Origin of the sequence: Thermogemmatispora onikobensis (genome assembly GCF_001748285.1) — a bacterium.
Classification (GTDB): Bacteria; Chloroflexota; Ktedonobacteria; order Ktedonobacterales; family Ktedonobacteraceae; genus Thermogemmatispora; species Thermogemmatispora onikobensis.
Map to the genome: position 1 here is coordinate 108250 of NZ_BDGT01000003.1, position 13757 is coordinate 122006.

General features: G+C 59.9%; 10 protein-coding genes. 5 read left to right on the plus strand and 5 right to left on the minus strand.

Going from position 1 to position 13757, the window contains the following annotated elements:
- Positions 1-262: 262 nt before the first annotated feature.
- From speB to BGC09_RS02500, 5 genes are all read right to left on the minus strand, one after another.
- The gene (gene speB, locus BGC09_RS02480) at positions 263-1450 is read right to left on the minus strand and encodes an agmatinase (RefSeq protein WP_084657858.1); all 1188 of its coding nucleotides are present in this window, start codon (positions 1448-1450) and stop codon (positions 263-265) included.
- A 257-nt stretch (positions 1451-1707) separates the two neighbouring features.
- The gene (locus tag BGC09_RS02485; RefSeq protein ID WP_218103936.1) at positions 1708-2376 is read right to left on the minus strand and encodes a cyclase family protein; all 669 of its coding nucleotides are present in this window, start codon (positions 2374-2376) and stop codon (positions 1708-1710) included.
- Between the two features lie 73 nt (positions 2377-2449).
- Positions 2450-3103, minus strand: a complete 654-nt coding sequence (locus tag BGC09_RS02490; protein ID WP_069801752.1) for a GNAT family N-acetyltransferase — start codon at positions 3101-3103, stop codon at positions 2450-2452.
- Positions 3100-3681: a VOC family protein gene (locus tag BGC09_RS02495; protein WP_069801754.1), complete on the minus strand. Its 582-nt coding sequence runs from the start codon at positions 3679-3681 to the stop codon at positions 3100-3102. The genes BGC09_RS02490 and BGC09_RS02495 overlap by 4 nt, the downstream gene beginning before the upstream one ends.
- A gap of 537 nt (positions 3682-4218) precedes the next feature.
- Positions 4219-7593 (minus strand): ATP-binding protein, encoded by a 3375-nt coding sequence (locus BGC09_RS02500; RefSeq protein ID WP_069801756.1) that lies wholly within the window; start codon positions 7591-7593, stop codon positions 4219-4221.
- A 504-nt stretch (positions 7594-8097) separates the two neighbouring features.
- Between BGC09_RS02500 and BGC09_RS02505 the strand changes: the two genes are divergently transcribed.
- From BGC09_RS02505 to BGC09_RS02525, 5 genes are all read left to right on the plus strand, one after another.
- Positions 8098-8478 (plus strand): GspE/PulE/PilB domain-containing protein, encoded by a 381-nt coding sequence (locus BGC09_RS02505; protein ID WP_069801758.1) that lies wholly within the window; start codon positions 8098-8100, stop codon positions 8476-8478.
- 199 nt (positions 8479-8677) lie between these two features.
- Entirely contained in the window at positions 8678-9802 is a 1125-nt protein-coding gene (locus BGC09_RS02510) for a DegT/DnrJ/EryC1/StrS family aminotransferase (RefSeq protein WP_069801760.1), read from the plus strand.
- Between the two features lie 300 nt (positions 9803-10102).
- A complete protein-coding gene (locus BGC09_RS02515; protein WP_069801762.1) occupies positions 10103-11122 on the plus strand; it encodes a Gfo/Idh/MocA family protein in 1020 nt (339 codons plus the stop codon).
- Between the two features lie 78 nt (positions 11123-11200).
- On the plus strand, positions 11201-12562 hold the full coding sequence (locus BGC09_RS02520; RefSeq protein ID WP_069801764.1) for a polysaccharide deacetylase family protein: 1362 nt from the start codon (positions 11201-11203) through the stop codon (positions 12560-12562).
- Positions 12563-12921: 359 nt separating this feature from the next.
- On the plus strand, positions 12922-13728 hold the full coding sequence (locus tag BGC09_RS02525) for a LuxR C-terminal-related transcriptional regulator (RefSeq protein ID WP_069801766.1): 807 nt from the start codon (positions 12922-12924) through the stop codon (positions 13726-13728).
- Positions 13729-13757: the final 29 nt, after the last annotated feature.

Sequence of the window (13757 nt, forward strand, 5' to 3'; positions counted from 1 at the left end):
AAAGACCGTCACGTATTGTCAAGAGGCATTGCTTATGAAATATTTTTCAGCAAAAGCTCTGCTAGCATGCCATGCCTTTTTCGTAGGTGATACAGCAGTCGAGGACCTGGCGATCTCAGGTTCTCAGCTATAGTTGAGGCCAGGGCGCCTCTCCTCACGACAGAAGAGTTATTCATCTTTCCCATGCCCTTGGGGTCATAGGGACATGGTGGGTCCTTGCCTTCTCCTTTGTAGAGAAGCCCGGCGCCGGCAACCGAGAAAGCTAGCGGTCCTGCGGCAGGCCGTCTGGTTTGGGCCAGCGTCCCAGTTTACCCTGGGCGACCAAAGCCCCCAGGACCTCCATGATAATTCGTCCAGCCAGCAGGGCCGTCAGATCGGCCACATCATAGGGAGGGGCCACCTCCACCAGCTCCATGCCCTGTAGACCCTCGCGCGCCGCCAGACGGACCATCCTGAAGACCTCACGCGGCTGCAGTCCCCCTGGTTCGGGTGTTCCTGTCCCCGGGGCAAAGGCCGGGTCCACCACATCAATATCAAAGGAGAGCCAGACCGCACTCGCTCCTTTCCAGGCAACTTCTAGCGCGTACTCCATGACACGCTCGATACCATAGCGATCGATGTCGTCGAGCGTGATCACGGTTGCCTGCCGCTCATGGGCCAGGCGCATGCCTTTCTTGGAGCCAGTCCAGCCACCGATACCGATCTGCACCAGGTTGGTGGGGGGCACATTCGGCAGGGTGGTGGCATGAAAGAAAGGCGAGGCATGCATGCGCTCGTCGTAGGTCCGCTCGCTCAGGTCGCTGTGCCGGTCAAAGTGGATCACGCCCAGCTTGCCCTCAACATGTGGTGCGACTCCACGCAGAGTGGCGTAGCCGATGGAGTGATCGCCGCCAAGGACGACGGGAAAGGCACCCCGTCCGACGATGTAGCTGAGAGCGCTTGTGATCTGATCGAAACTTTTCTCGATGTGAGAGGGAATGACCTGAATATCGCCGACATCAACCATGACCAGAGCTGCATGCAGATCAATGCCGCGCTCAGGATTGTAGCCGTAGCTTAGCGCGGAGGCCCGGCGAATGGCCGCCGGCCCAAAGCGTGCCCCTGGGCGGCAGGTGGTACCGCTGTCCAGGGGCACGCCGACAATGACTACATCCTGCCCTCTTAGCTGCTGCATATCATGGAGAAAAGGCACCTGCAGAAAGGTAGCCTCCCCCGTTCCTCCTCCCAATGTCCAGGGTTCGCGCCGAAAAAGGGTAAGGGAGCGATCCTCGATGCTAGCGGCTGCCTCCAACCCATAGCGCCGGGCCTGCTCCCGTCGCGTCCTGGCCTCCTCCCCCTCCGGCTGCTGAGCCTGCCAGTGCATGGCCCACGTTCCTCGCAGGTCCTCGCGCCGCAGCTGCCAACCGTCCTTTTGCACTTCTTCGCCATGACTGCGCGCGCTGTCCACCATGATAAGACCATCCTTTCTTTCCGTTTTCTCCACAACGCGAAAGAGTGTTTTCTCCCCGTGTGAGTTGCAATGAGCATCTTGAGGGAAGATCATAGCTCTGGGAAGCCCAGAGTAGCCGCTGCTTCAACGCCGGGTAGGCCACGCCGCGATGGCCGGAGCCGCCTTGAATGGAGTCGAGACCGAACCGGGCCATACCCTCTGGTCTGGTCGGCCCGCCGTGTCGCTCGCTGGCAGGAGGCACGGCGGGCTACAAGCGTTTATGAGGCAGCACGCCAGGCCAGAGCCCGTACAGGGGAACCATCAAGGCCACGCAGCGGCAAGGGCAGGAAGGAGTACTGATAAACGACGCCGCTAACCAGCCGATCCAGTCGCGCCAGATTCTCGACAATGAGCACATCATTGCCAAGCAAAGTAGCATGAGCATGCTGGGTACCCTGTACGCTGGAGTCGACGCTGAGGGCATCGATGCCTACCAGCGAAGCCCCAGCTTCGACCAGCAGCTGCGCCGCCTCTGGGGAGAGATAAGGATGGCGTAAGTAGCGCTCGCTCTTCCAATAGAGATCCCAGCCGGTACGCAGCAGCACCGCGCCACCCGCCGGCAGCGCCTCCAACTGAGACCGCAGCGCCTCCGCCGTGATCGGCGCGTCCTCCCCAGATCCCTCCAGGGGCACCACAATGCCAGTCAGCAGAAAGCGCTCAGGGGGATACTGCGTAATGGTCTTTCCTTCCGGCACCAGATGAGAAGCGGCGTCAATATGAGTGCCGGTATGCGTCCCCAACACCAGGCGCGACACCTGCCAGGGGGGTTCAGTCTCTACCACCTCAATGCATGGCTCTGGATCACCGGGGAAGACCGTCATTCCCTGCTCGATTGCATGAGAAAGGTCGATGAATTGCATCAGATTGACCTTTCCCTCCTTTCGCATGCCAGTTGCTTTTTCGCGTCCCTCACTGGTTGAGTGCCTTCGTTTTCCCCTCTCAGCCTTGCCTGCTCCCTGATCACGCCGACTGGCTTTCATCTTGCGGCGCAACCAGCTCAACCTTGGGCAAGAGGGACTGACTCAGATCCTGTAGCCACTCCTCTGGCGCTCCAGGCCAGGGGCGTAGCAGATAGCGCGTCTTTAGTTCAGCGCCGGCGATGCGCGTCACGTCGGCTACTGCCTGGAAACCGGCCACTTCGATGCCTCGCCGCGAGGCATAATTGCTGGCATCAGCCCCTATCCAGAGACGGCGCAGACCCTGCTCTTGTAATACTCTGGCCATAGCGATGAGCAGAGCAGGATAGAGCCGCCGGCCACGGTACGGCGGCAAGGTGGCACAATCCCAGATGTAAGCCCTCCCTGGCCGAAGACGGATCGTGAGTCCCAGCTCACCAATTTCTTCATGATTGAAGGAGATCCAGCCATAGGAGGCCAGGACCTTTCCCTCCTCCAGATAAGCTACATAACAGTGACATCCCCGCGCGAAGCGCTCCACTACTACGGCAGAACTGGCCACCTTCATCGCCGCTGCCAACTCCTCAGCCCGCTCCGGACCCACTCGCAGGAAGGCAGCCGGTAGCCGCGCCGGCGAGTTGGCCATGATCGGACGGTCAAGATCGAGGGCCCAGAAGGTTCCCGTGTGTTGCATCACAGAAGCAGCCACATAACTCATCGGGTGCGTGCCTCCGCTCCCTCTTCTACCGTCGCAGGCGCGCGTCGCTGACTGAGTTCGGCAATTGCTTCAGCTAGATGCTCCTCTTGAATATTGTACGCCCCCGCCGCTACACGCACCTTGTGAGCCATCGCCAGGACATCGGCAATCGTGTAGCCCTGCGGCGGTTCAAACTTGTAGCAGGCCATCTCTAACAGCTGCCCGTTCGGATCACGAAAGTAGATCGAGTCCATAAAGCCGCGGTCAATGTTGCCTGTGTTCCAGATGCCACGCTCGTTGAGTCGACGGGCAACCTGGGTATAGGTGGCACGCGAGACCGTGAAGGCCAGATGATGCAGGTTTCCAATGCCTTCGGGGTTGGGCGTCGGATCATTAGTCCGGTCAGCTCGCACAAAGAAGGTGATCAGGCGCCCATCTCCAGCATCAAAATAGAGATGGGTCTCCTCCGGTACATCAAGATTGGGCTGCTCCATGATGAGAGGCATGCCGAGGAAGTCTCGGTAGAATTCGATGATCGCTTCGCGATTGGAGCCAACAAAGGTAATATGGTGAACTCCTTGGACCTGAAGTTTTGCCATTGCTCTCTTTCCCTGACAATGCAATCTCGTGTTTACCAGCTTGCTATATTATATTCTCAAAAAAGATGACCTGCGAAATCAACTATCTGCAGACCAGGAGAGCGCCCCTTTTCCAAGGAAAAGCGAGCGCTGGGCGGCCTTCGACAGACCCGCGTCAGACCGCCTCTCGTCCCGAGTCTGCCCTGCCAGACAGAGCTGCAATCGGTGAATGGGATGAAACAAGATAACAAAGCCAATCGAAGCTAACAATGGCTGTATGAGGACCTTGGTGGTAATTAGCAGGCTTCTCTTCTAGAGAGGGGTCCGCAACTTCCTTCGCTCCTCTTCCCTGGGGGAACCAGCCAGCGACCCGCCCGCAATGGCCGCTGGCGTTCTGGCCTTGCTCGAAGCAGAGCACTGGAGCGCGCGCGGAGAGCCACGACGATCTCGCTCGGGCCAACACGAGGATCTGCCAGTCGCTCTCCACGCGCGTTTGGCAAGCTGCCACTACTTAGCATAAGCGGTGGCTGTCAACGCAGCGTCATTGCCTGGCCCGGCTTACAATGTCGCGACCAGCGGCAGCTGAGCCAGGTCGCCGCGCGCCTGGTACCTTTCCAGCATGCCCTGCGCCTCTTGTAAAAGCACAACCGCTTTCGCGCGCAGAGCAGCCGATCCCGCTTGCAGCGCCGCCTGAGCCTGGAGGACCTGGATGCGGGCTTGCTCCAGCGGCAGATCCAGCTCTTCAGCCAGCCTGGCAGCCTCGCGGAAATGGCGCTCGGCCTCCTCCCAGGTCCCACACATTGCCCGATACCAGGCCCATAAAGTCGCAGCTCGCATTGCCAGCAACCGGCGCTGCTGCTGCTGAGCCGTGGCCAGGGCTGTCTCTAGATAAGGAGCAGCCTCGGCAGGTTGAGCACGTAGCAGCCAGATCTCAGCCAGCCACAGCTGAAGACGTGTGCGCAGATGGTGATAACCATAGTCATCGATGAGCGCCAGGGCTTCCTCCAGCAGAGCCGTCGCCTCCTCCAGACGCCCTTGACTGCGCGCACAGAGGGCCAGGCCCCCACGATAGCCTGCCTGCCGTTCAAGATTGCCCAGCTCTTCAGCCAGCGCCAGCCCTTGACTCAGGACCTCGGTCGCGGCGCGCCACTCCCCCACATAGAGATGCAGCTCCCCCTGCGTACTCGAGAGATGAAGCAAGGCTCCCAACAGCTCGTAGGTCTCAGCGATTCTTCGCCCCTCAGCTAAAGCGGCCTTGGCCGCCTCCAGCTCCCCTAGCAGGAGATGATGATAGGCAGCATTATTGTAGGAGAGCGCCAGAAAATAATAGTTATGAGTCGCCCGAGCAGCTTCAGCCGCCTCTCCATAGAAACGCAGCGCCTGACGCAGCTGGCCATATTGAGCCGCAATATTGCCTAACTCAAAGAGAGTCGCGCAGAGGTCGCCCAGATTGCCACACTGACGGAGCGCATACGCCGCCTCTTGGAGATGAGCCTCGGCGACCACCAGATCGCTGCCCTCCATCGCCAGCGCCGCACCCAGCAGGCGCTGACCAGCGGCAAATAGCGTCTGCCGCTCGTCTTCCCGGGGCGAATCAGGCACTGCCAACCCGGCTTCAGCGCATGCAATGGCTTCGCGATAATCGTTCATCATCAGGGCCAACTCCCCCAGCTCGAAATAGGCGCTCTTGCAGGCCGCCCGATCATTCAGCTGGCGGGCCAGCGTCAAGTAGCGCCGGTACCAGTCAGCCGCCTGCTGGAGCTGTCCCAAGGCGCGGTAGACCTGCCCCAGCGCCATCGTCAGGCGCAGCTCCTCCTCCAGGGCTGCTGCAGGTGCTACCAGGTCGTAGAGCTGTTGTAAGAAGAGAGCCACCTCCGTGCTGACGTTTTCGCGCGCCAGCTCATCCAGAATCTGCAATCCATAGCGCCGGGCTCGCTCGCTGTCGCCCCCCATCACCGCATGCAGAGCAATTTGCCGCCGCGGAACATCCTGCTGCAGCGCCGGACATCGCTCCAGCATGGCCGCCAACTCGCGGTGAATCTGCTGCACCCGCACCTGGCTCAGGCGATGCATGACCGCCTCACGCAAGAGAGCATGCGAGAGACCATAGCAGCCTGAAGCCGTCTCCCTAAGCAAACCACGCCAGAGTAGCTGATCCACGATAGACATGAGAGGCAAATTATGCATTTCTGGCATCTCTTGCAAAAGAGCCAGCGGCAGGGGTTGATTGGCAATTGCCAGAATTTCCAGCAGCAGGCGGACCTCAGTATCGAGATCGATCAGGCGCCAGAGCACTAAATCATAGGCGGTCTCTGGGAGCGCATGCATAACTCGCCAGCGCAGCCAGCGCCGCACGTCTAGCCGCCTTTCCCCAGCACTTTCGCTCAGGACCCCATCGGCCTGCAGCTGACGCAGCAGCTCCAGCAAGATAAACGGGCTGCCCCCCGAGCGCTCGTATAACCATGCCGGGAAGGTGGAGGCCCCCGGCAAAGTCACAATGCGCAGAGCTTCCACCAGGGCGGTCACCACCTCCGGAGTCAAAGGCGCCAGCGAGAGCACCTGGACATACCCATGCCGTCGTCCGAGTGTCAGCAATCGTTGCAAAGCTGGAACCAGCTCAACCGAAGCGCTCGTTCCAATGAGTAGGATAGGAAGCTGGTGAGCACGCAGGGCCAGAAAGCCAAAAAGCTGGAGCGTCGAGCTATTGGCCCAATGGAGATCGTCGATCGCCAGAAGCAAGGGAGCCGTGCGCGCCAGGGTCCGTAGCGTCTGCCAGAGCGACCACATCAAGCGACCCTGCTCCTCCGGCAGAGCGCTCCCAAGGGAGGGAGAGGCCGACACCAGCGTCTCAGCGAGAGGATCTAAGCCGAGTCCTTGCAAAGCTTCCCAAAAAGGGCCGTAAGCCAGCAATTCATCAAACGGCGAACAGGTCCCTCGCAGCATGATCCAATCCACTGAGAGCGATTCGAGCCGCGCCATCAGCTCATCCAATAGCCGGGTCTTGCCGCTGCCATCCTCGCCCTGAATCAAGACCGTTGCTCCCTGACCCGTTCTCGCCACCTGCGCAGCCAGCTGCAGTAGATGGTCAAGCGGCTCCTCTCGCCCAACAAAAGGCAGCATCTGCCCGCCAGGCCCATTGGAGCCAGAGCATCTTCCCCCGGCTCGACCACCGTCACAGGCAGCAGCAGCCCGGCGGTTTGTCAAAGCCTCTCTCATGCGCTCCTGCAGATCAGCCGGTGGCGAAAGACCGAGTTCCTGCTGCAAAAATCTCTCGTATTGCGTATATTGCAGCCAGGCCCGCCCGAGAGAGCCACAGCGCAGAGACAACTCAATCAGCCGGCGTTGATCAGCCTCGGAGAAGGGATCTTCGCGAACCAGACGCTGCAGGTATTCAATGGCCTCCTCCCAGCGCCCTGCTTGCTCAGCATAAGCTGCCAGGCGGCTCAACGCCGTCAGATAGGCCCGGCTCAGAGCCGCCTCTTCCATCTGCAACCACTCATCGAAGAGCGGGGCTCCATTGAGCGTAAAGCCCTGCAAGAGTCGCCCGCGGTACAGCTGTACTGCCTCCACCAGAGCCTGTCTGCTGCCCTCCAGCAAGAGCTGCCGGAAACGCCGCACGTCACAGACCAGCAGTGGCTCGGCCAGAGAGACATAAGGGCCATCAACCACCAGCGCCCCGGCCATGCCATACGATTGGAGGGTCCGACGAATGACATACAGATTGGAGCGCAGCGAATGGCGGGCATTATCTTCGGGCACCTCGCTCCATAACAAGGCTGCCAGGTGCTCGCGCGGCTGAGGGCCTTCAGAGGCCGCCAGATAGTAGAGGAGCGCCTGCGCCTTCTGATGATGCAACACCAACGGTAGACCGGCGATACGTACCTCGGGAACACCCAAAAGACGGAACACCAGCCGCTCGGAAGACATGCTCATAGCTGTGCACTGCTGCTTTTGGCTTGCAATGATCCCCTCGCAGCGTTGAGGAAAGTGATTATTTTTTTACTCTATCCCCATCCCCTCGCATTTGCAAGAGCATTCTTACGGTCCCTGCCTTCCTCCCTCCAGGTCCCGCAAGTACTTCTTCGTCTCCAGCTCAGCCGCTGTTCATCCTCACCAGCCCTGCTCCCTGTCACCTCCGAAACAACGGAGTCTTTACACAACTGGAAGAGACAACACCATATCTTTTTCCAAATCAACATCTCATCAGCACAACAGCAAACTACACTTGGAGTGAAAATGCAGGAACTCGCTACCGCGTTCGTCGTTTACCGAGAAGCTTCGTAACAGGATGCCTCTGGCATGTATAGCCCAGCCGCCAGGCATAATCAGCATAGCCACACAAGTCGGGAGGAGGTCACGCAGCAGAGACAAGAGGAGCACATAGCCAGGCAATCGGCTAGCGACACTCCATTATGCGAAAAAGAGAGCGTTGCCAGCATGGGGACACTGAAAGAGATGGCCTATCTCGTTCGCCAGGGACCTCTCCCACGCCTCTCTTCGCTGAGGTATATCCCTCTGCGCTACCGCGGCTGGCTGCCCCTGCCAGTGGCCAGACGCTACCAGTGTCTGGTGATCGGCCTCGCTCAGGGCGTGGTCACCGTGGCCCTGGCTCGCCCGGGCGATGCCGCTTTTTATGCCCTGCTCGAGGAGATCACCTCTTGTACCGTCTTCCCAGTGCTTGTTCCTCCTTCCTCACTGCGCCTGGCGATCAGGCGCCTTGAGCGCGATCAACGACGCCCGAGCCTTTCGCTACATCCCGCTTATTTTCTCCATCCTCGTCAGTTCAGCACTTTGTCGCTCCTTCCACTTCACTTTTAACGCCAGGCGATAGCCGGTGCGGCCTCTCGGCATCACCGCATTTCAACCCGCATAAGCATCAGGCAAAAACCGGTGGGTGCTATTGTGCTTCTTGAAAAGAGCTGGGCAGCCACCTCTCCTGGCGGCGGCAAGCACCCCACTTTTCAGCGCGCTCGCTATGGTAGCTGCCACCACGGCTCTTGCAGGAGGCTGGCTTTCTATGCGCATACCACTCGTGGACCTGCAGGCACAGTATCAGACAATCAAAGAGGAGGTCCGGGCTGCTCTGGATGAGGTCCTGGCCGACATGGAGCTATTCATTGGGCCGCGTACTCGCGCCTTCGAGGAGGCTTTTGCCGCTTACTGCGGCTGCCGCTATGGCATCGGCGTCTCATCGGGCACTGATGCCTTGACGCTGGCTCTGCGCGCCTGTGGCATTGGCCCCGGTGATGAGGTGATCACTGTGGCCAATACGTTTATCGCTACCATCGAGGCGATCGCACAGGTCGGGGCCAGGCCGGTCTTTGTGGACATCGACCCCCAAACGTACACGCTCGATCCCGCGCAGGTCAGTGCTGCGTTGACGCCTCGCACGCGCGCGCTGCTGCCCGTGCACCTCTATGGTCATCCCGCTGAAATGGAGCCGCTGCTGGCTATCGCGCGCCGCGCCGGGCTGCGAGTCATCGAGGATGCTTCACAGGCCCACGGGGCAACTTACCAGGGTCGCCGCGTCGGCAGCCTGGGCGATATTGGCTGTTTCAGTCTCTACTACAGTAAAAACCTGGGCGCCTATGGCGAGGCCGGTATCTGTGTCACCAACGACGCCGCACTGGCGGAGCGCCTGCGCATGCTGCGCGATCACGGCTCGCGCGTTCGCTATCACCATGAACTGGTGGGCTGGAATGCCCGCCTCGATGAGCTGCAGGCCGCCGTGCTGCTCACCAAGCTGCGCTATCTGGAACGTTGGAACGCAGCTCGCCAGTCTCACGCTCGCTTCTACAGCGAGCAGCTGCGCATGGCAGCGGCAGTCTTGCCGGTGACGAGGGCTTGGGCTACCCATGTCTATTGCTACTATGTGATCCAGGTTGAACAGCGCGATCAATTCCGTCACCTGCTGGAGCAGGCTGGCATCAGTACCGGCATCCACTATCCGATTCCTTTGCATCTGCAGCCGGCCTGCGCCTATCTCGGCTATCAACGTGGGGCCCTCCCCCAAACCGAGGCCTGCGCTGCTCGTATTGTCTCGCTGCCAATGTATCCCGAGCTCACGGAACAGCAGCTGACTTATGTGGTGGAGACAATCAACAAAAGCCTGACGCTGTGCACGCCTGTATCTGACCGCTAGGCACTAGGCTGTTTGGGCGGCCCCTGGCTAGGCTCAGAGGCGGTGAGCAGGTCAACCGCCCTCGGTCGGTCGCTCTGCCGGCCTCTGCCGGGCCTCCCTGCTATGTGGTGACCCAGGACGTTATGGGCCGCCAGATCGGGGAGTCAGACCGTTGCTTATCTGGGCCGCGAGCTGGTCCAGGCTGCCAGCTCGCGGACAGTCTCACCATCGTGCTGGCAAAGGTAATCCTGCCTGGCCCACCTGTCGACTGATCGTCATTGGCCAGAGCTATGGCTTATGGAATGGAAGAGGTAGACTGTTATGGAAACACTGCGCTTCGCCATCATCGGCTGGGGCTATTGGGGTCCCAGGCTGGCACGCAACCTTGAATCGCTTCCGTACGCAAGCGTTACCTTGATTGCCGATAGCAATCCCGCGTGCCAGTTCTCGCCCGCTCTGCGCCATCACCCTCGGGCCCGTTTTACCACCTCCGTTGAGGAGATCTATCGTTCCGACGTGGACGCCGTCGTCGTTGCTACTCCGGTGAGCACCCACTACGCTTTTGCCCGCGCCGCCCTCCAACACGACAAACATGTGCTGGTCGAGAAGCCGCTGACCGCGAGCGTGGCCGAGGCCGAGGAGCTGGTCAACCTGGCCCGGGAGCGACAGCGCATCTTGATGGTCGGCCATACCTTTGAGTACAGCCCAGCAGTCAACGAGCTGCGCAAGCTGATCCGCAATAATGACCTGGGTAGGATCTATTGCTTCGAGGCGATCCGTGTGAATCTGGGCCTCTTCCGCCAGGATACAAACGTCATCTGGGATCTCGCTCCTCACGATATCTCTATTTTGCTCTACCTGCTCAGTGAGAAGCCGGCGGAGGTGCGTGTGCAAGCCCATGCCCATATCCAACCGCGTATTCCAGATATTGCTCACCTCGATCTGACTTTCGCCAGCGGCATGACGGCCCATATTCATGTGAGCTGGCTCCATCCCTGCAAGATCCGCCGGGTCACTGTCATCGGCGACCAGCGCATGGCAGTCTATGACGATACAAACCCCGCTGAGATGCTGAAGATCTATAACAAAGGGGCCGATGTACACGCCGATCCAATCGTTTCCTACCGCAATGGCGAAATTACCATCCCTCACATCGACTGGGTCGAGCCGCTGCGCCTGGAGTGCGAGGACTTCGCCGAGGCAATCCGCACAGGGAAGCAACCGCGAGCGAATGGCCAGGTCGGACTAGAGGTCGTTCGCATTCTGGCAGCAGCTCAGCAGGAACTGGAACGCGAACACCAAACGCACCAGCCCCTGACAGCGGTCAGCCCGGCCAGCTAGGTCAGAGCAGTAGGGCAGAGCACTTGCCAGACTCTTTTGAACCAAGCGCACTGAATCAGGGAAGGAAGCACAGCTGCCATGAATCTGGTCGCCTTTTCTCTGCGCACGAAGGGCCCGCATAATTTTTTGCGCCGCCTATGGACGGTCTTCGCTCGCTTTGGCCTGACAGAACAGCGCACCGCCCACGCCTTGCAAGCCCTGGTGGCAACCCTGCGTCTGTACGGGGCGTATCCTACCTTCTTTATCCCTGCTGTGGTGCTGCGTCGCCACGTTCCCTTGCTGCGTCGGATCGCCGCCAGTGGCGCCGAAATCGGGATTCACGGCTACGTTCACAACGATTATCGCACCTTGACCCGCCAGGAGCAGGAGCGTCAGACCCAGCTGGCCATCACCATCTTCAGCCATAGCCAGATCTCCTTTGCCGGCTTTCGCAACCCTTACCTTGGCTGGACAGAAGAGGCACTGGAGATCTTCGCCTCGCTGGGCTTCACCTATGAAAGCAACGAGGCGGTCATTCACGATGTCATCGACCTGAAAACCCTCTCGCCCCTGCTGCGCAGTGGCTACGAGAAATCTCTGCACTTGTTTCAGGCCGTGCCCCCGAGCATCTATGACCTGCGCCCACACTGCGAGGGTGCACTGGTGCGCCTGCCCACCAGTATCCCCGATGATGAAATGCTCTTCGACCGCCTGCGCATCACTGATCCACAACGCATCGCCGCTCTCTGGTCCGAGATCATGGCACGCATCTACGCCCTGGGTGGTCTGTACGTACTCAATCTTCACCCAGAGCGTGGTTTGCTCTGCCAGGCCGCGCTCCGTGGCCTGCTCGACTACGCCACCAGCCAGCCGGAACCAGTCTGGATCGCCCGCCTGGAGGAGATTGCTCGCTGGTGGCGCGAGCGCTGCCACTTCCGCTTTGACTTCAATGCCGCCGGCCCCCAACGCTGGCAGGTCCGCCTGCTCAGTTCTCCACGTGCCCATGTCAAGACCCGGCAGCTCACAGTGCTCGCTCGCTCCAGCGCAGACACCAGCGAGCAACGGACCCCAGGAGGACTACAACAACAAGAGTGGCTTGTTGAGGCCGAACGCTGCCCCGCCATCGCCCTCTCGCCAGTGACTCCACCAGCGGTCATGGCCTTTCTCCAGGAGCAAGGCTACGCTGTGACTCGCGCCAGCCCCGAGGAGGGCACCAACTACAGCCTTTTTCTGGATTTGCCCGCCGGCCTGGGTGCATCCCCCAGGGAGCAGCGGGAGCAGCGCCGCCAGCTCGTCGCCCAGATCGAAGGGCTGTCGGCCCCTTTGCTCTCTTTTGCTCCCTGGCCCGCCCACTATCGCGCCGCCCTGGCCATCAGCAGCGATATCGATTCGGTTACAATCCAGGACTTCTTCCTCCGCATCGTCGAGGTCGCCCGCGCCAGCCGTCTCTCGCCAAATTAGGCCCGAGGCCCAGCCCACACCACAGGATAGCGCTGTGAAGGCCCCTGAAGCAGATTGAAGCAAAGGAGAAAGGGAGGAGAGAACAGAAGAGAACCAGGACCAGCGAGTCCGTTCAAAGACGCGCCAGAGCACAACAGGCGCGTCTTTCCTGGCCAGCGTTTCAGATGATCATTTGCCTAAACCCCCAGCCAACACTTTAGAAAGTGCTACATGCTGGTATCATCTGGTACTTCCGGTTCTTAAGTCAGCAAGAGTACTCACTAGCTACTTCATCTGTAAAAAATTTCGATCTACTACGTCCATACTTAGGGGGTTAACGAAATGGCACAAGCTAGAGCCACGAGGAAAAGGATGAGCGTATGCCGTCTCAAGATAGACAGCAGTTGCCTGCTTACAGGAGGACTCAGCGCGTAGTCATCGCTCATGAAGCTGATATCTTCTGCCGCGGGCTACACAGCCTGCTGGCAACCAGCGAGGGGTTCGAAGTGCTGGCGGAGGTGAATTCTTGCGCCGCTCTGCTAGCAACAGTAGCGACGACCGCCGTGGATACGGTTCTCATCGATTGCACGTTGGCCGATGGCGATTGCATCGAACTGACACGCCGCCTGAATGAAATGCCTTCCCCCCCTCATGTGGTTTTGCTCGCCTCCAACATCAACGAAGAATTGCTCCTGCGCGCCTTGCTCAACGGTGCCAGTGGCTACCTGACCAAGGATACCCCGGGCCACCAGGTGCTCGCCTGCCTGGAAGGACTGCGCAAGGGAGAGCTGGCCCTGGCCCCCCAGGTAGCTAGCGCGGCTATCCGCCTGCTGGTCTGGGAGTGCTACCGCCTGGCCGCTACCCTGTCTACGACAACCACCTCCACAGGCCCAGCCCTCACCTCAGAGCAGACTCAGGCCGACCAGCCTCATGGCCGCTTCGAGCAAGCTTCCACAGAATTCCACAGGCCAGCAGCCCGGCCTCATCTCACCGAGCAGGAGCAGAAGATTCTCCGCCTCCTGCGACTCGGCCTGAGCAATAAGCAGATCGCTGCCCGCCTCTCGATCTCTCCTTACACAGTAGGGAAGCATGTCCAGCATATTCTGCGGAAGCTTGGAGCCAGCAATCGCACTCAGGCTGCCTCTCATACTTCATTTGAGGGACCTCAAGTAAGGGATGAGCAGTAATTATTGACAAGTTCATGCTTTTCAGAATA